The sequence below is a fragment of the Bradyrhizobium sp. NBAIM14 genome, from assembly GCF_020193895.1.
GTDB classification, from domain to species: domain Bacteria; phylum Pseudomonadota; class Alphaproteobacteria; order Rhizobiales; family Xanthobacteraceae; genus Bradyrhizobium; species Bradyrhizobium yuanmingense.
In genome coordinates this window covers 211540-226093 of record NZ_JADYVQ010000005.1, presented here as the reverse complement: position 1 = coordinate 226093, position 14554 = coordinate 211540, and the positions used below count along the sequence as shown (strand labels likewise).

Annotated in this window: 20 protein-coding genes; 14 read left to right on the top strand and 6 right to left on the bottom strand. The window is 61.8% G+C overall.

The genetic code is table 11. The annotated features are described in order from the left end of the window. Positions 1–317: 317 nt before the first annotated feature. Positions 318–479 (top strand): hypothetical protein, encoded by a 162-nt coding sequence (locus I6F28_RS15435; RefSeq protein ID WP_225140256.1) that lies wholly within the window; start codon positions 318–320, stop codon positions 477–479. A gap of 625 nt (positions 480–1104) precedes the next feature. On the opposite strand, the gene I6F28_RS15430 is transcribed toward I6F28_RS15435, so the two are convergent. Then, positions 1105–1359: a hypothetical protein gene (locus I6F28_RS15430; protein ID WP_225140255.1), complete on the bottom strand. Its 255-nt coding sequence runs from the start codon at positions 1357–1359 to the stop codon at positions 1105–1107. Positions 1360–1455: 96 nt separating this feature from the next. Here I6F28_RS15430 and I6F28_RS37485 point away from each other — a divergent pair, with 96 nt between their 5' ends. After that, positions 1456–1578, top strand: a complete 123-nt coding sequence (locus I6F28_RS37485; RefSeq protein WP_276573428.1) for a hypothetical protein — start codon at positions 1456–1458, stop codon at positions 1576–1578. Positions 1579–1622: 44 nt separating this feature from the next. After that, positions 1623–1748, top strand: a complete 126-nt coding sequence (locus I6F28_RS37480; protein ID WP_276573427.1) for a hypothetical protein — start codon at positions 1623–1625, stop codon at positions 1746–1748. Positions 1749–1880: 132 nt separating this feature from the next. On the opposite strand, the gene I6F28_RS15425 is transcribed toward I6F28_RS37480, so the two are convergent. Both I6F28_RS15425 and I6F28_RS15420 read right to left on the bottom strand, forming a co-directional pair. After that, the gene (locus I6F28_RS15425; protein WP_225140254.1) at positions 1881–2189 is read right to left on the bottom strand and encodes a hypothetical protein; all 309 of its coding nucleotides are present in this window, start codon (positions 2187–2189) and stop codon (positions 1881–1883) included. Positions 2190–2272: 83 nt separating this feature from the next. Next, positions 2273–2425 carry a hypothetical protein gene (locus tag I6F28_RS15420; protein WP_165405717.1) on the bottom strand — a complete coding sequence of 51 codons (153 nt, stop codon included), beginning with the start codon at positions 2423–2425 and terminating at the stop codon, positions 2273–2275. 315 nt (positions 2426–2740) lie between these two features. Here I6F28_RS15420 and I6F28_RS15415 point away from each other — a divergent pair, with 315 nt between their 5' ends. Beyond that, positions 2741–2929, top strand: coding sequence for a hypothetical protein (locus I6F28_RS15415; RefSeq protein ID WP_225140253.1), 189 nt, complete (start codon positions 2741–2743; stop codon positions 2927–2929). A 76-nt stretch (positions 2930–3005) separates the two neighbouring features. Continuing rightward, positions 3006–4169, top strand: coding sequence for a helix-turn-helix domain-containing protein (locus I6F28_RS15410; RefSeq protein ID WP_225140252.1), 1164 nt, complete (start codon positions 3006–3008; stop codon positions 4167–4169). 173 nt (positions 4170–4342) lie between these two features. Here the strand turns inward: I6F28_RS15410 and I6F28_RS15405 are convergent, their stop codons facing one another. After that, positions 4343–4570 (bottom strand): hypothetical protein, encoded by a 228-nt coding sequence (locus I6F28_RS15405; RefSeq protein WP_225140251.1) that lies wholly within the window; start codon positions 4568–4570, stop codon positions 4343–4345. 259 nt (positions 4571–4829) lie between these two features. Between I6F28_RS15405 and I6F28_RS15400 the strand changes: the two genes are divergently transcribed. The 3 genes from I6F28_RS15400 to I6F28_RS15390 all read left to right on the top strand — a co-directional run bounded on the left by I6F28_RS15400 (position 4830) and on the right by I6F28_RS15390 (position 5978). Then, a complete protein-coding gene (locus I6F28_RS15400; protein ID WP_225140250.1) occupies positions 4830–5015 on the top strand; it encodes a hypothetical protein in 186 nt (61 codons plus the stop codon). Next, positions 5016–5369: a hypothetical protein gene (locus tag I6F28_RS15395; protein ID WP_225140249.1), complete on the top strand. Its 354-nt coding sequence runs from the start codon at positions 5016–5018 to the stop codon at positions 5367–5369. A 342-nt stretch (positions 5370–5711) separates the two neighbouring features. Then, positions 5712–5978 (top strand): hypothetical protein, encoded by a 267-nt coding sequence (locus I6F28_RS15390; protein WP_225140248.1) that lies wholly within the window; start codon positions 5712–5714, stop codon positions 5976–5978. Positions 5979–5982: 4 nt separating this feature from the next. On the opposite strand, the gene I6F28_RS15385 is transcribed toward I6F28_RS15390, so the two are convergent. Next, positions 5983–6609: a recombinase family protein gene (locus I6F28_RS15385; RefSeq protein WP_225140247.1), complete on the bottom strand. Its 627-nt coding sequence runs from the start codon at positions 6607–6609 to the stop codon at positions 5983–5985. A 229-nt stretch (positions 6610–6838) separates the two neighbouring features. Continuing rightward, positions 6839–6985, bottom strand: coding sequence for a hypothetical protein (locus tag I6F28_RS15380; protein ID WP_225140246.1), 147 nt, complete (start codon positions 6983–6985; stop codon positions 6839–6841). A gap of 318 nt (positions 6986–7303) precedes the next feature. Between I6F28_RS15380 and I6F28_RS15375 the strand changes: the two genes are divergently transcribed. The 6 genes from I6F28_RS15375 to I6F28_RS15350 all read left to right on the top strand — a co-directional run bounded on the left by I6F28_RS15375 (position 7304) and on the right by I6F28_RS15350 (position 14510). Continuing rightward, complete coding sequence (locus tag I6F28_RS15375; RefSeq protein WP_225140245.1) at positions 7304–10774, top strand: phage tail tape measure protein; 3471 nt, start codon at positions 7304–7306, stop codon at positions 10772–10774. A gap of 219 nt (positions 10775–10993) precedes the next feature. Continuing rightward, positions 10994–11218: a hypothetical protein gene (locus tag I6F28_RS15370; RefSeq protein ID WP_225140244.1), complete on the top strand. Its 225-nt coding sequence runs from the start codon at positions 10994–10996 to the stop codon at positions 11216–11218. Further along, the gene (locus I6F28_RS15365) at positions 11218–11658 is read left to right on the top strand and encodes a helix-turn-helix domain-containing protein (RefSeq protein ID WP_225140243.1); all 441 of its coding nucleotides are present in this window, start codon (positions 11218–11220) and stop codon (positions 11656–11658) included. The genes I6F28_RS15370 and I6F28_RS15365 overlap by 1 nt, the downstream gene beginning before the upstream one ends. Before the next feature lie 86 nt (positions 11659–11744). Continuing rightward, on the top strand, positions 11745–11921 hold the full coding sequence (locus I6F28_RS15360; RefSeq protein ID WP_225140242.1) for a ribbon-helix-helix domain-containing protein: 177 nt from the start codon (positions 11745–11747) through the stop codon (positions 11919–11921). A gap of 225 nt (positions 11922–12146) precedes the next feature. After that, positions 12147–13334 (top strand): site-specific integrase, encoded by a 1188-nt coding sequence (locus tag I6F28_RS15355; RefSeq protein ID WP_225140241.1) that lies wholly within the window; start codon positions 12147–12149, stop codon positions 13332–13334. A gap of 198 nt (positions 13335–13532) precedes the next feature. Further along, complete coding sequence (locus tag I6F28_RS15350; protein WP_225112260.1) at positions 13533–14510, top strand: DUF2232 domain-containing protein; 978 nt, start codon at positions 13533–13535, stop codon at positions 14508–14510. The last annotated feature ends 44 nt before the right edge of the window (positions 14511–14554 follow it).

Sequence of the window (14554 nt, the reverse complement as noted above, 5' to 3'; positions counted from 1 at the left end):
CTACCCACGCCCGCCGTCGAGCTTCTCCTGGTCGCGGCGTGCCGGCCAGGACAGGCTGTCGGCGAGGTCGTCGGTATCCCTCAGCCCCGAGACCGGAGAGGGCCACGTTGTCTCGGCATTCCACCTGCCCGGGCATAGCGTCGATAACTGACCAGCCAAAGGCGGCGCGCCGGATGGTATAGCAGGCATGCTTGGGGTCGCAGCTCATGGTGCATTCTACAGCGCGGAGCGCTCGCCGGCCATGCCCGAACTGTTCAGGCATTTGCACGCCGCGGGTCGACCAGTATGCTTCCTCCGCGTTGGGGAATGCTCGGTGGTTGACGTTGATCTTGCTGTGCCTGGTAAGTCAGGCGCGAGCGGCCAAGGGTGTGCTCGTGATCAGGGCCGGCCAGCGTTCCTGCGGCCAGTTCATCGCCGCGGTCGGACAGACGCCGGCCGGGCAGATGCTGATAGTCGAACGCCCAAACGGCAAGCTCTAAGGCGAGCTGATCCGCTGGCACGAATGGATGGAGGGGTCGTCCTCAGGCTACAACCCGGGCTTACAGTCGAGTCTCGACGACCAGATCAGGATCGACTTTTCGTCCATGGACCTGTGGATGCGGAACTGGGTGCAACGCTCATCCAACGAAAACGATCGCCGAGGCCGGGGTTGCTCTCGCGGGCGACCTTGCTCCGCGGCGCTGAAGCACAGATCAGCGCGGAGCGCTCGCCACCCCGGACCCGGATGTGGCAGCTAGGCCACATTTGCTCATTTCGGGCGCTTCTCACGACCCGCTTAAAAAGCGGGCTTCTAGATGTTCGTAACTCTACGGGTGCCTACGCTGTTCGTTGCGTCGTGGAGGCGCCCGGGTGTTTGATGATTGCGGTGAGGCCCGGGCTGATTCGTCAGCGAGGAGCATCACTGAGGGGGCAGGAAGCCGGCCCATTGGCACGGGATAGAACCCGGCCCCTGACCCCTCTGGAGCTACACCCGCAGGTGACGGTTCGGTCCGCACGATCGAGCCGTCACCATCCTGGTGTGTCGAATCAAGGGTAGTCCTACTCAGGAGTTTGTAAAGGGCCACAGGGCAACACTCGACGGTTCATCACGGCGAAGCGCTCGCCCTACAGTGGCCGGCCAAGCTGGTCCCACTCTTCCATCTGGAGATCGCTGATTTCCTCGCGCACCCACCGCTCGACCTCCTCGCGGCTCGGCGCCTCGACATTGATGGCGCAGTCAACCTGCTCGCACATCTCGGCGGCGAACTCCGCGGCTAGTGTCGGCGTGCTCTGGTCCTCAAGCTTCAGGTCATGCTGCTTGATGAACCAGGTCGCGAATTGAATTACGAGCCCCCGCTCCCAGTCATTGGCCAGTTTCAAATGAACCTCCGTCCGCTCGCCCCGCTGACTCAATCTATAGCGCGGAGCGCTCGCCGGCCACGAGGAACGGTAACCAAGGGCCTGCATTGGTTCCTGATGGATGACAGGATCTGGATCGCCGTCATGGTCGCCTCGATGCTGCTTCTGGTCGGCGTGGCCGCGCTGCTGGTGCATCAGCCCGAGCTAATCGACCCCGCGATCGCGGTGAAGAGTCCATAGCGGGAAGCGCTCGCTACCCATAGCGAGGCTTTGCCGACGGCACGATGATGAGCGACACGACTGCGGAGTTGGCCAGGTTGATGAAGGTGGCTGAGGTGATCGTCGCCGAACTGGAGCGGCAGGGCGTGGCCGAGGCGGTCGCCGGGCGGCGACGTGGTGCCCTTCCCTAGCCCACGAGAGTAATCGGCAAACAAACCGGCAATCGGAGGCGCGCGGGGCGCGGGGGACCTGGTTATCTCAGGGCGAAGCCCTTGCCGGCCATGCGGCAAAAAGATCGGCCAATCTCAGGGGCGGGGCCCTCGCTACTTCCTGTTCTGCCTTCGTTGCGGAAGATCTCGCAAACGGTCTCGCGCTTGAACGGCTCGGCCCACGGCGATGCCCTGGGCCGCCCCGTAGGACCAATACTGCGGGTAGTTGGCCTTCAGCTGGTCCTGGACCGGGATGAGGTCGGCGTGATGCACGTCGTAGGTCACCGTGGGGAAGCCCTCGGCGAGGCAGAGGAAGCCGGCGCGCTCAAAGGCCTCCCGCATGTTGCCGGACAGGGTCGCCAGCCGCTCGGGGGTCTCACCCTCGGCCGAGGCGGCGATCGAGGACGAGGAACGCGAGCGCAATCTTCATGGGTGGAAACTGCTGGCGGCAAAGGTCTGGCAATATCAGCGCGGAGCGCTCGCTACAATCGGCCTCCGGCCATGCCTCAATGAGGGACCACAGGCGGCATGAGTGCGGCATACAGCAGCACGAGGATGATCAGCCATCCGAGCTTCGTCTTGAACAGGAAAAGTAAGCTGCCCTTGATCAGGGCCATCACCAAAACCACCGCCAGTATCGCAAGCACCACGTAAAGCATCTCAGCCCCCTCTTCCTCAGCCGTCCATCATCTACGGAGCAACGGCCTGCGGCGCAAATGGCCTTTTAGGCGGTCGGAGCGCGGAATGGGGCCTCACGGTGGGGGTCTTTCGAGGGCCACCCCCTCCATGCAAACGGCCAGGGAAGGCTCAGGAGCGGCCTGCCAGTCCAGGGCATTTGATGGCGCGCCCCAGGGTGGACCGCGGGACGGCTTACAAGCCTAAGGGTGGATCATTTTTTCCTTGCAATCTTATTTTCGACACAATGTTTACGTACTCTATTTGTTCTATTTCTCCCCGCCCTCTGGAGCCCTTCCTTGAACGACAATGCTCGCCCGCAAATCCACCTACGCATTACCGCCGCCGAAGCCCGTCAACTCGACGACGCCCGCGCCTCTCTCCGTCTCAGCCGTAGTGATTTGATCCGGCTCGCCCTCGATGACCTGTATCGCGGTCCGCGCCTCACGGGCCGACCGACCTGCACGTTCTCGGCAGCCGCCGCCTAGCCGCCTAGCACGCAAAGTAAAACCCCGCAGCGCTCGCAACGCTACGGGGTTGGATCAGTAGAACAGCAAGATCAGCATGCCACAGAAGACCGGAAAAAACAACAAACCCGCCAACGACAATACCCGTGTCATCAAGACGCCCGAAGGCGTCGAGATTCAGATCACCGCCGGCCGCAAGCTACAGCAGATCAGGGCATTCGCACGCGACCCCGACATCTCGGACGCGCAATTCCGCGCGCTTGTTTGCATCGTCGATCGTCTGAACGAAGGCAAGGAAGGAACAGACCAGTCCCTTTGGGGCAGCGCCTACCCGTCCCCAGAGACGCTCGCGGCGGACATGGCCAAGGACGAACGCGCAGCCAGGCGCATCGTAAAAGAACTGAGGGACGGTCAGCGCGAGACCCGCTCCAAGAGCGGAGTGAGGAGCTTCGTCCCCTGCAAGGCGGTCCTGAGCGTAGAGAACCGCAAAACCGCGGACGGCCACGACGACTTCAACCTCATCCGGCTCAGGACTTGGGAAGCATTCGCCATTCGCAATCAGAAGGACGTCGATCAGTCAGGGGGCGGTCACCTGTCGAGCGGGGGGCGGTCACCTGTCGAGCAGAGGGCGGTCACCGCCCCCGACTCTTCTCACTTACTCTCCTCACCTAACCTCCTCAGTTCTTTGCACACGCCCTCTCCCGAGGGCGCGGAAAGCTCTAAGGATGTTCAGGGGGGTCGCCCTGCGGGCGCGCCCGCCGGTGACGATCTGAATGCCATCGTCGAGAAGTTGGAAAAGGACCTGCCGGCACACGCTCCGTATGACGATCACAAGCCGGTCGTGCCCGAGCGCTCGCGCCGGGGGGCCATCTATGGACTGAAGGAACTCCTCAGGATCGGTTGGACCGTCCCGGAGATTGAGAGCTATCTTGAAGCCTACAGAGAAGATTTCAGTAACACCTTGAAGCGAGCGTCGAGCAGCTTCCACCCCTGCGGCAAGACCATTGCCAGCCACCTCTGGCACCTCGTCACCCAGTGTGGCCCCGACCGAAACGACGACACCGGAGAACTCCTTCCTGGCTGGAAGATACCGGCCCATCTTCTGGCTGACCCCGAACTCATTGCTGAGGGTAACCAACCGCCCCGGAACGATGAACCCGACCAGCCCACGCCTGCGAACGAGAACGAGGAAGAGAGCAAGCTCCCGCCCGTTCGGTATGGCACACATGGAGGCGAGAGCGATCCCGACGATCCGTTCTGACCAGGCCGGTGATCATCCCCTCACGCGCTGCCTGAGCGCCGCAGAGCCGGGTGCCTTCGATAGAGGGCACACACAAGTGCCCCCGCGTCTGACCTGCCCCTGCGGCCACCCAAAGGGCTCTCTGAGCCTCCAAGGTTCTGGACATACACGACCTGGGGCCGAGCACCAGGGAGTTATGTGTTGTAGGGGCGAACCTCGCCCGGCTGCATGCCTTCGACCTCGGACTTGCTGAGGTTCTGGACCAGGGTCACAATCTTCTCTTCCACCGCCTCTCTGACCGCCGCCGTGGCCTCATCAACGTCGGCAAGGCGTGCGGCAATGTAGCGAGCAAACGGGTCGCCTTTGTGGTTCTCGACCTTGAAGAGCCAGCCGGGCGGTGGGGTGTCAGACAGGTCTGTCATGGGGACAAATATGGGTTGCCGACCCTGAACCCACGCACGCCTTAAAAGATGCATTTCTGCATAACAGCCATGCGCATATTTCGGGCTCAATCTCTTGACAATGGCTACCCCACTGTGGCAGACGTTGTTGCAGGATGCCCGTCAATGACTTAGAATGACAGGGCAGATTGCTGGGGACCGAGAGGTCCCTTCTTCATGTCTACACCCAAGCCCGTTGCTGCCTGACATGGCTGCAGCGGGCTTTTCTTTTGGAGCCCTTATGAAACCCAAGTTCGATGCCTCGGACTTGCTCACCAGTCCGATGACCCACGTCACCATGCTACTTCCCCGGGTTTTGCTTGATCGCATCGACGAAGCCGCCAAGCTCGATGACCCCTCCTGCCCCAATCGCTCAAGCTGGTGCAGGCGCGCCCTGATTGCGGCCCTGCGTCGGGAGGCAGCTTAGATGAGCACCGCGATTGAAGACGCGATTGTCGCGGCGGCGCGAGCTGGAGGCTTCCAGATTAACAGCGCCGTAATGCAAACCGTGGCGATTGATCTGGCGGGCTCATCACTCGACGGCGCCATGATCGCGATCCCGAACAAGGGGACGCTGTCCATCAAGGACTATATCGCAGACCTGCGCACCAGGGCACCGAGCGGGTTCAGCAAGGTGCAGCCTGACAAGGCGGACGCGGAACGCACGATCGGGGAAATGCGCCGCAAGCGCCCCCTGGACGCCGCTTGGCACGCGCGCCGGGCCAGGGCAACCGGCCTGACGAAAGCCTTCATGGACGAGATTTCAAGGAACCGCGCATGACCTATCGACGACTACGAAGTGCGATCTCAACCCGGGTCGCCATTGAGGCCATCCAACCCCAAGCCAGAGAGCTACGGGCACAGCATCTCATTGCTCGCGAGCGAGGTCAGCGTTTGGAGGCTACTCAGGCGGAAGTCGCAGCTGCCACCGAAGCGCATGAACTCGCGGTGGCCAGCGTGCCGGCTGCTGAAGCAGCTCTAGCAGCCGCCAGAGCCCGGCTTGCGGAGGTCGAAGCGGAGATCAGCGCTGTAACGCTGGCAGCCTGACGATCAGGCCACTAGATTGAGCGGGCGAGTAGCGGCCTCACTCCCGGGGGCTCGCCCGTTCTTGGAGGCGCGGTGGATGATCGATGCTCGGACCCTGCTTACGGTGCTCGCGGCTCTCTCCATCGCGTCTCCCGCCCTCGCCGAGTCGCCCTATCCAAAACCGACGCGCGATGGACGGGAGCGTATTCAACGCACCGGCACCTGCCCGACAGGATTCATCGGTAAGGGCGCATTTTGTGAAGCGCTGCACCAGGACACGCCGCACGCCTTCCCGGTGATCGCGGGCAAGGCTTGTCCATCTGGAACATTCCGCAGCGGGGATGCGTGCAAGGCGTTCCGGTGATTGATCAGGCCGCCTTCTGATCCTTCATGCGCTTGACGATCTTCGCGATCGTCGCCCGGCCGCATCCAGTCGCTTTCTGGATATCGCCCCAGGACATTTTGGAGTTCAGCATGCCCTCGATGCCGGCGTTGCGATCCACGTTCTCAGGCCGCCCCTTGAACTTCCCATCGGTCTTGGCCTTGGCAATCCCCTGTGCCTGACGGCGGCGCCTGTCGTCGTAATCCTTCCGTGCGGTCGCGGCCAGGATGTCTAGCACCATGCCGTTCACAGCCGCCAGGACGCGGCCAGTGAAGCTATCCGCGTTAGACCCTATGAACTGGTGCGACGTTGGCAGATCAAGAGCGACGATGCGGACACCCTTAGCATCGATCATTGCTCGAAGCTTCTTCCAATCGGACTCGTCCAGCCGGCTCAACCGATCAACTTGCTCAATCAAGAGCACGTCGCCGTCCTGAGCGTCGGACAGCAGCTTGAACAACTCCGGCCGATCCAGCTTCGTGCCAGACTCGTTCTCGCGATACCAAGCGGCGATTTTGAGTCCGTGATCCTTCGCGAAGGCTTTCAATTGGCCCTCCGCCCGGTTCGCATCCTGATCCAGAGTGCTGGCCCGAAGATATGCACGAACGAACATTGGCAATCCCTTAGTTCCGTTTGAGTGGTTCTCTTATACGAGTTCTGTTTGAGTGGTTCAAGAACTATTTTCCAGAACCTTTGTGCCGGTGCTGCTGGGATATACTCAAAGTGAACCACCTGAGCTTCCGTGAGGCTCTGCCCTCCCCGCGGCCATGGCACCGCGGGGTCGAGGTGTCACGGGAACAGTTGACGACGCTCGGTCGAAGGGTCTCCCCGGCCGCTGGTGCCTAGTTCAGGCGGCGGAGCTTCCTGATGATCGCCCGCAAGTCATCCGCGTACTCTTCGATCATCCGCAACACCTCTTCCGAGGGCCGGGGCTCGGTCTTCGGCAGTGCCTTGGTCTGGAGCGGTGATGGTTGGTGTCCGTCAGCCATGCTTCGTGACCTAGCTCAATGAAGCAGGATGGCAGCGGCAGCGTCACACCCCCACCGGTTGGCATCTTCACCCTCTGGGCACCGAAGGTTTGCCGGCCCTTGCGAGTCCGGGAGGCAGAAGACGTGATTTTTTTAGGCCCATACCCGCCGCCATCGCCCAGCTGATTTTCCGAAATTAGGCCTAAAAGACCATTTTCCTGAGGGGGGATGCCGTCGGAATCAGGCGGCACTCTTTCGATCAGCCGGTCGTGCCGCGTCCCAAAAAGGGCCTTTTATACACCAGCGTCCAGCGTGGTCGCCAACAACCAAGAAAGACAAATGACCGACAACAATCTCGACGTCAGGGCTCGTCTAACCGCCGTCAACGAACTGAGCCCGGTGCTCAGGCGGGTCCTCAACGATATCCAGAAGTTTGAGGGCGTCGCCAAGCGCGTCAACGTTCAGCTGTCCGGCATGGGTCGTGCCGGCATGTCAGCATTCGATGGTTTCAATCGTTCCGCGAAAGCAGCAACAGATCAGCTGCGGGGGATGACCAACCTCGCCCGGTCCGCTGCCCGCGACTACGCGGCTGACTGGAGTCGAGCCAACACCCAGCGCTTGAATGAAGCACGGCGGACCCATGCAGCGCTTGAGCGACTCGAGGTCGGACATCAGCGCCAGCTTGCGCGCCGTGCTGCCCTGGAAAGCAGGGCCGGTGCCTTGGATCGTGGTCGCCCTGGACGTGGCTCACTCCCCCGTGGCACGTCGCCCACGACCGCCCTCATTGCCGGAGGTATTTCGTTCTCTGCCGCTGCATCCGCGTTCAAGCGTCGCATGGAGGTCAATGTTGCGGAGACCAAGGCCCAGCTATTCGGCGGCCTGTCGCCAGCCGAAGTGAAGAAACTCCGGGGCGACTGGTCCGACCAGATCGCGATCAAGTTTGGCGAGTCCGCCTCCGTCGTCATCGACTCGTTCACCGAGAGCCTGAAGCAGGGTTTCGGCCAGGACGCTGCAAAGCGGATCACCGAGGGCGCAATGGAGTCGGCCGCCGCTCTGGAATTAAACATTGCCGATCTGATGAAGTTGGCCGGCAAGACGGCAACCGGCCTCTATGGCAACGTCAAAAACGCCGACCCAGCCAGCGTGGTCAAGATGATGAACTCGGTGGCCGTTGCTGCGGCTGCCACTGCCGCAGACCCCGATGAAGTCATTGAAGCGAACAAGCGGGCGTTGTCCGCCTTGAGCACAACCAAGATGCGGGAGACCGACCTGAGCGCGTTCACCTCGGTCGGCATTTCCGCAGGATTGCAGGCAAATAAGGCAGGTACCGCGCTGAGCTATCTGACCTCGGAAATCGCGAATGCTGGAAACGCCAGAGGGCAGCGCGCGACGGATCTGAACCAGGCCTCGCAAATGCTCGGCTATGGCACCCGGCAACAAATGGCTCAGCGCATGGCGTCCGCACCGACCGAGTTCATGCTCGACATGTTCACCAAGATGCAGAGCATGTCTGAGCAGAACCGGGCGAAGTTCGCGAACCTTGCTGGCATGCGGGAATGGCGTGACGAGCTGGTGCAGATGGCCAAGGCCGCTGACCAAATCCGGGAGACCCTCAAAGAGATCGACCTAAAGGGCGACTCAGTGTCCGCGTTCTCGGCAACGAAACTGAAGTCGTTGCAAAAGCGCTGGGACCGGATCAAGGTCATGTTCAGCCTCGCCTGGGAGCGTTTAGGTTCCGGAATCGAAAACACCTTCGTAGAAATCTCCAACTGGTTTGACAAACACTCGAGTCTGTTCACCTCCGGTCGCATCGCGGAGAAGTCCCGCGAGTTCGTCGAGAAGCTGAAGAAGGCGTTCGGCATCGGCAGCACCGATGAAGCGCTGAGCAAGATCGTCGAGAAGTTATCGAGCATCGACGTAGACCGGATTATCGGTTTCGCCTCCGGCTTCGTCGGAGGTCTGGTCTCGGTCGCGAACTCGATGACCGCCATGCTGAAGAGCGCTGCCAACATCATGGGCAGAGATGGCAATGACGCAGAAGTCCTGGGCAAGCTGTCGGGCCAGATCGTAGGCCTGTCCGTGGCGCTCGGGTTGCTCGCCCCGGTGCTGACCGTGCTCGCTGGCTTCGCGGGCCTCATCAGCCGTATCGCAGGCTCGCTCGGTGGCCGTGCGCTGATCGGCGCTGGTGCTCGCCTCGGACTTGGCCCTGTCCTTGGCCCAGCTGTCGGGCTTGCTCTCGGGAATGAGATCGGCGTTGCCGACTCCGCGATCAAGCGGCCGGGCGAGACCACCACCCAGTGGCGCGAGCGCCAACGGAAGTTGCGGGAACTGCGCAACTACCAGACGCCATCGGATGCTGATCCCCTATTCCAGCCGTCGAGCTACACCGGCTCAACGGACTTCTCGGGCCGGCGCCGGTCCAAGATTGATGACCTTGCAGAGCAGTTGAACAAGTTCGGGGCCAACGTCCAGCGTGCTGCATTTATCAACAGCGCTCCTGGAAGCGGTTTGCAGTATGCGGCTTTGGGAGGGGCCGGCAGGGGTCTCTCCGGCTCAGTACGCAGCGGCGGCGGACTTGGTTCAGGCCTGATCGGAAACGTCCCGGACATGCTAAGGAGCAAGCCCGGGTCTCTCTTCTCGCCCGACGCCAACCTCGGCAGCATCATCCGACGCGACAAGATTCCGTCGTTCGGCGGGACTGGCGGGTCCGGCGAGCTGAGTCGATCTGGCTTCGACAAGGTGTTCCGCGGAACGCCGCTCGCCGGCAAGTATGAGCAGATCGTCGCCGCGGCAAAGGCCAATGGCGTGCCTCCGTCTCTGCTGGCGAGCGTCATGGCCCAGGAAACTGGCCGTGGCAAATTCCTGTCTGGTAACAACCCGGGCGGCATCATGGACCCGGCCACCGGCTGGTCAAAGAAGATGCGGTTCGCCGATCTCGACGCTGGCATTGCAAAGACCGGTTCGGTCCTCGGCAAGAACTACGCCAAGGCTGGGGGCGACCTCAGCAAGTTGGCTGACCGGTATGCTCGGAACGGAGCGGCCAACGACCCGGGCGGGCTCAACAAGAATTGGCTACCCGGAGTCAACAGCTTCATGGGCCAGATGGGCGGCGGCAACGGCGGCGGCTCCGCTGGCACTGGCGACGCTCTCGGATGGGCAAGCAAGTTTAAGGGCATGAACGAGTACACCGACACCAAGATGCTGGCAGCAGCGCTCGGCGGTGATGTTCGTGGCAAGTCCAACGCTTGGTGCGCTCGCTTCGTCAACAAGGCGCTGGAAAGCGCTGGTGGCAAGGGCACGGGCAGCGCGGTCGCCAACAGCTTCCAGCGATGGGGCAGCGCGGTCGATCCCTCGTCCGTGTCTCGCAATGACGTGCTGCTCCAGACCGGTGGCAAGAGTTACATGCAGACAGGCGGCCACGTGGGTCTTGCGACTGGCGAGACTCGGATGAACAACGGACGTGTTCAGGTCAAGATGCTTGCCGGTAACGACAACGACTCGGTGCGCGAGCACTGGATCGATGCCGACAAGAACCTGATGGTCCGCCGCGGCAACTCTGGCGTCGGTGTCAACGTGCCGCAAGGCATCACCTCTCAGGTGCCTCCGGCGAGCGCCATCCAGAACGTTCCCACGCGGTCCTCGGTTACCCCGGGTGTTGGCGCTGGCGACATCCGTTCGAGTGGTGGTCCTGTTGCGATTCACATCAACGGCAACTCGCACGATCCGGAAGCACTGGCAACGCTGGTCCAGCGTCGTATCGACGAGTCCATGAACTGGCGAACCCACGATACGGCCTCCGAGTACACCTGAGCCCGCACAACGATCCCGGACCCCGTATCAGGTCCGGGATTCTACCGGGAAAATGCAAACCAGGGCCTAACCTACTGATTGCATCGCGATATACTGCACGGTGTGCATGAATGCACGCAAATGCAAATATGCAAACAAAAACAATAACTTGATACCGATACAAAAATCAGATCAGGTGGAGCCGGATCAGATCATTTGATCCAACACCAGGGGCTAGAAATGCGCATTACCTACAGAAACTATCTCATCTCCACACACGATGACGGCCGTTATGTCGCGCTCGACCCGAACGAGCCGAAGGCCTTCAAGATGTTCTCTGCGGACCTACGTCGGATTTACAACGCGATCGACGGCCTGTGGTCGGCTCTGGCAGATGCTGCCGCGCCGCCGTCGTGGATGCTCGACCAGGGCGAAGTTGATCTTGATGCAGTCGGTGCTCACTGATGCATCCGACCGAACAGGAAATCTGGAATCTCCTCCGATTGCTCTCGAAGATCGACGATGGAGAGGCCGCAGCCTTCGCCAACGCCGCAGCAGACAATCTACGCAGCCTAGTCGGGACCGGCATCTTCGGTTCTCTGACCGGCCCATCGCAGGCACTCATGGAGGTCATCGCGAACGATCCAGCGATCAAGGAATCAGATCGCGAGGTCGCCAAGGTGCTGCTTGCTGCATGCGATCCCGTGCACGGCTACGCCAACCTATCGAAGCAGCAGATCAGTATCCGAACAAGCTTCAGCGTGACCAAGGTTCGGACCGCGCTGAGGCGGCTCGTCGAGGCCGGGTATTTCATTGCGATTCCCCCGACCAAAAAGGAACAGGACGATGGGGACTCCGCAATCAAGCACCGGCCCAAGTTCGAAGTGGTGAAGGCCGCCAACTAGCTCCTCAAACCAACCGCAAAAAACTCAACCTGACGAAGCCTCGGCACCTGCCGGGGCTTTTTTCTTATGGAGAGAACACAATGGGAATGCCCTACAATCCCGACACCGAACGACCCTATGTCGGATTTCACATGCCGCGCGATCTGCTCGCGGATCTCGACGCCGCGCGGCTGCACATGCGTGTCAGCCGATCCGAATTTCTCCGGCAAGCTGTTCGAGCCCTAGTTCAAAACTTTGCACTCAGGGACATGGCTCATGACTGAGATGGCCAAAGACCTTCCGACATACACGCCGATCAACTCTGATGTGGGCATCATCACCGCGAACACGCCCCTACGATTGGATGTGGCCGCACGACTAGCTTTTCCAGATGGGTCGATGTCAGTATCCGCCCTAAGGAGACTCGTCGTTGCAGGCAAGATCACCCATGAGTTCATATCGGGTAAGTACTTCGTCACCCTGGAAGCAATTGAGGAATTTCGAGCATCATGCCGCGTCGTAGCAAAGGCCCCCGACTTGAACTCCAGACCGGAGCCGGCCGCACCCCAAAGTGGATCATTCGCGATGGCGCCAAAAACGTCAGCACTCGATGCGATGAATGCGACCGCGAACAGGCTGAGGCAAAGCTTGCAGAGTACATCCTCGCCAAGCACGACCCAGCCAAGGCGATCCGGTCAGGTAACCCCAATGAGGTCAAGATAGCCGACATCCTCGCGGTCGAGATGACGCGAATTGCTGCGAAGCCGAACCTGGACGGTCACAGGAAGAAAGAACTCATCGCCGTCTGCCAGAACATGGGCAACTGGTTCGGCCATCGCATCGTCGGTGACCTCAACGGCGAGTTACAGGAGCGTTACGCGGCTGAGCGGACGCGCCACGTCATCAAGATGGTCGAGGGCGTCCGGACGAACGTGGACACCGGAGAGCATGCACCGGTTGCGGCCTATCGTGACCTGAAGTTTCTTGCCGCTGCCATCAACCGGTACTTCAAGCACAAGGTTGGTGGCGTCGTCACCCAGTTCAGCCCGGTCCTGCCCGACGCTCCCGAGTCCCGTGTCCGATGGCTGACGCGATCCGAGGCTGCAAAGCTGCTCTGGGCGGCGTGGCGGGGACGGAAGGAAACGAAGCTGCCAGGTAGCAAGGGGCGCCACACCTCGCGCCACATCGCCCGGTACATCCTGGTCGGCCTCTACACCGGCTCGCGCAACGGTGACATCTGCGGGGCCGCGACCATTCCGACGATCGGGCGCGGCTATGTTGACCTGGAGAAGGGCATCTTCAGGCGCAAGCCCGACGACAAGAAAGAGACCTCCAAGAGGCAGCCCACCGTTCCCATCCCGCCCCGGCTGCTGGCCCATATGCGGCGCTGGCAGCGGTTGGGCATCTCGCAACGGGCCGTCATCGAGTTCAACGGCAAGCCCGTCGTGACGATCCGGGAGGGCTGGGAGAGTGTGGTGGAGCGGGCCGGGCTCGCGACTGAGGACAAGCAGCAAAAGGTCCTCCGCCATACCCTGCGCCACACGGCGATCACCTGGTACCTGGACCAGGGCGTCGATATCGAGAAGGTCAGCCTCTACTGCGGCGTGTCCGTGGCAACCATCCGCAAGACCTACCGCCACGTCATGCCCGGAACCTTCGACGACCTGCTGAACGCCGCCCATCAGATTGGGCGTTGAATATCAGGTCGAGATTGGCTAGAAGGCCGGCAACTGGTTTGCGGCTCCCTCGGGGGCCGCATTCGTTTTGGAGTTGGGCGAGCTGAGGTTTCTGCTACGGTTTCTGCTACAAAGCACAAGCCGATTGCCGTAAATCTCTGATAACACTAGCGATTTCGCTGGTCTCGCTCTAACCGCTCGAAGGGAGCGGGACAGCTGATGATGGCCTTTGGACTGATAGCCCTGATCGCCGGCGCTGCGTCGGCCCTGATGTTCGCCTCGATCATCTCGGGGGCGCTGATCGCGCTTGTCCTGTTCTATCTCGCTCCGCTCCCCCTGATGGTCGCCGCGATCGGCTGGGGCCCGCTTTGCGCGAGCATTGGTGGCATCGCCGCCGCGATCGGCCTCGGCGCCCTGTTCGGCCTGCCCTACTGCATCGCCTTCGCCGTCACCGTCGCGTTGCCGGCGTGGTGGCTCGGCCATCTCGTCCTGCTCGGACGTCAGGTGGGAAGCGCCGCGCCTGCCACCGGCACAGCGCCCTCCGCGGAGCCGGACGTCGAGTGGTACCCGGTCGGCCGCATCCTGCTCTGGATTGCAGGCTTCGCGACGCTGACCACGATGGCCGCGTTGCTCACTCTCGGGACCGACGCGGAGACCATCACCGGCACGTTGCGCCGTGGCCTGACGCGCCTCCTGCGCGCCACCGACCCGCAAACTTCGGGCGAAGCCAGCCAGTTCGTCGACGCGCTGGTGCGCATCGCACCCGCCGCCGCCACGATTGCCGCGACGATGACGCTCACTCTCAACCTCTGGCTCAGCGCCAAGGTGACCGCGACGTCGGGCCGGCTGCGCCGTCCCTGGCCGGACCTCAAGACCACCGAGCTGCCGCAGATGACGCTGGTGGTGCTGTGCATCTCCCTCGCCTTCTGCTTCACCGGGGGGCTGCTTGGCATCGTGGCGCAGATCGCCACCGCCGCGCTGATGATGAGTTATGCGCTGGCCGGTTTCGCCGTATTGCATACGCTGACGCTCGCGCTGAACGGCCGCACGTTCTGGCTCGGCTCGACCTACGCCGCCGTGGTCGTGTTCGGATGGCCCGTGGTCGCGATGGTAATCCTTGGGCTTGCGGATGCCTTGTTTGGCTTGCGCGAACGCTTCCTGCGCAGCCGGCAGCCGCCGCCACTGCCTACACCTTGAGTTCAACCCCGAAACTGAAACCTTCGAGAGCACTTCAAAAGGAG

Coding starts and splice junctions, on each gene's coding strand:
- I6F28_RS15390 (WP_225140248.1), top strand. CDS start 5,712: ATGATCGATGCTCGGACCCTGCTTACGGTGCTCGCGGCTCTCTCCATC.
- I6F28_RS15355 (WP_225140241.1), top strand. CDS start 12,147: ATGCCGCGTCGTAGCAAAGGCCCCCGACTTGAACTCCAGACCGGAGCC.
- I6F28_RS15370 (WP_225140244.1), top strand. CDS start 10,994: ATGCGCATTACCTACAGAAACTATCTCATCTCCACACACGATGACGGC.
- I6F28_RS15420 (WP_165405717.1), bottom strand. CDS start 2,425: ATGCTTTACGTGGTGCTTGCGATACTGGCGGTGGTTTTGGTGATGGCC.
- I6F28_RS15400 (WP_225140250.1), top strand. CDS start 4,830: ATGAAACCCAAGTTCGATGCCTCGGACTTGCTCACCAGTCCGATGACC.
- I6F28_RS15365 (WP_225140243.1), top strand. CDS start 11,218: ATGCATCCGACCGAACAGGAAATCTGGAATCTCCTCCGATTGCTCTCG.
- I6F28_RS15405 (WP_225140251.1), bottom strand. CDS start 4,570: ATGACAGACCTGTCTGACACCCCACCGCCCGGCTGGCTCTTCAAGGTC.
- I6F28_RS15360 (WP_225140242.1), top strand. CDS start 11,745: ATGCCCTACAATCCCGACACCGAACGACCCTATGTCGGATTTCACATG.
- I6F28_RS15385 (WP_225140247.1), bottom strand. CDS start 6,609: ATGTTCGTTCGTGCATATCTTCGGGCCAGCACTCTGGATCAGGATGCG.
- I6F28_RS15350 (WP_225112260.1), top strand. CDS start 13,533: ATGATGGCCTTTGGACTGATAGCCCTGATCGCCGGCGCTGCGTCGGCC.
- I6F28_RS15380 (WP_225140246.1), bottom strand. CDS start 6,985: ATGGCTGACGGACACCAACCATCACCGCTCCAGACCAAGGCACTGCCG.
- I6F28_RS15395 (WP_225140249.1), top strand. CDS start 5,016: ATGAGCACCGCGATTGAAGACGCGATTGTCGCGGCGGCGCGAGCTGGA.
- I6F28_RS15375 (WP_225140245.1), top strand. CDS start 7,304: ATGACCGACAACAATCTCGACGTCAGGGCTCGTCTAACCGCCGTCAAC.
- I6F28_RS15410 (WP_225140252.1), top strand. CDS start 3,006: ATGCCACAGAAGACCGGAAAAAACAACAAACCCGCCAACGACAATACC.
- I6F28_RS37480 (WP_276573427.1), top strand. CDS start 1,623: ATGATGAGCGACACGACTGCGGAGTTGGCCAGGTTGATGAAGGTGGCT.
- I6F28_RS37485 (WP_276573428.1), top strand. CDS start 1,456: ATGGATGACAGGATCTGGATCGCCGTCATGGTCGCCTCGATGCTGCTT.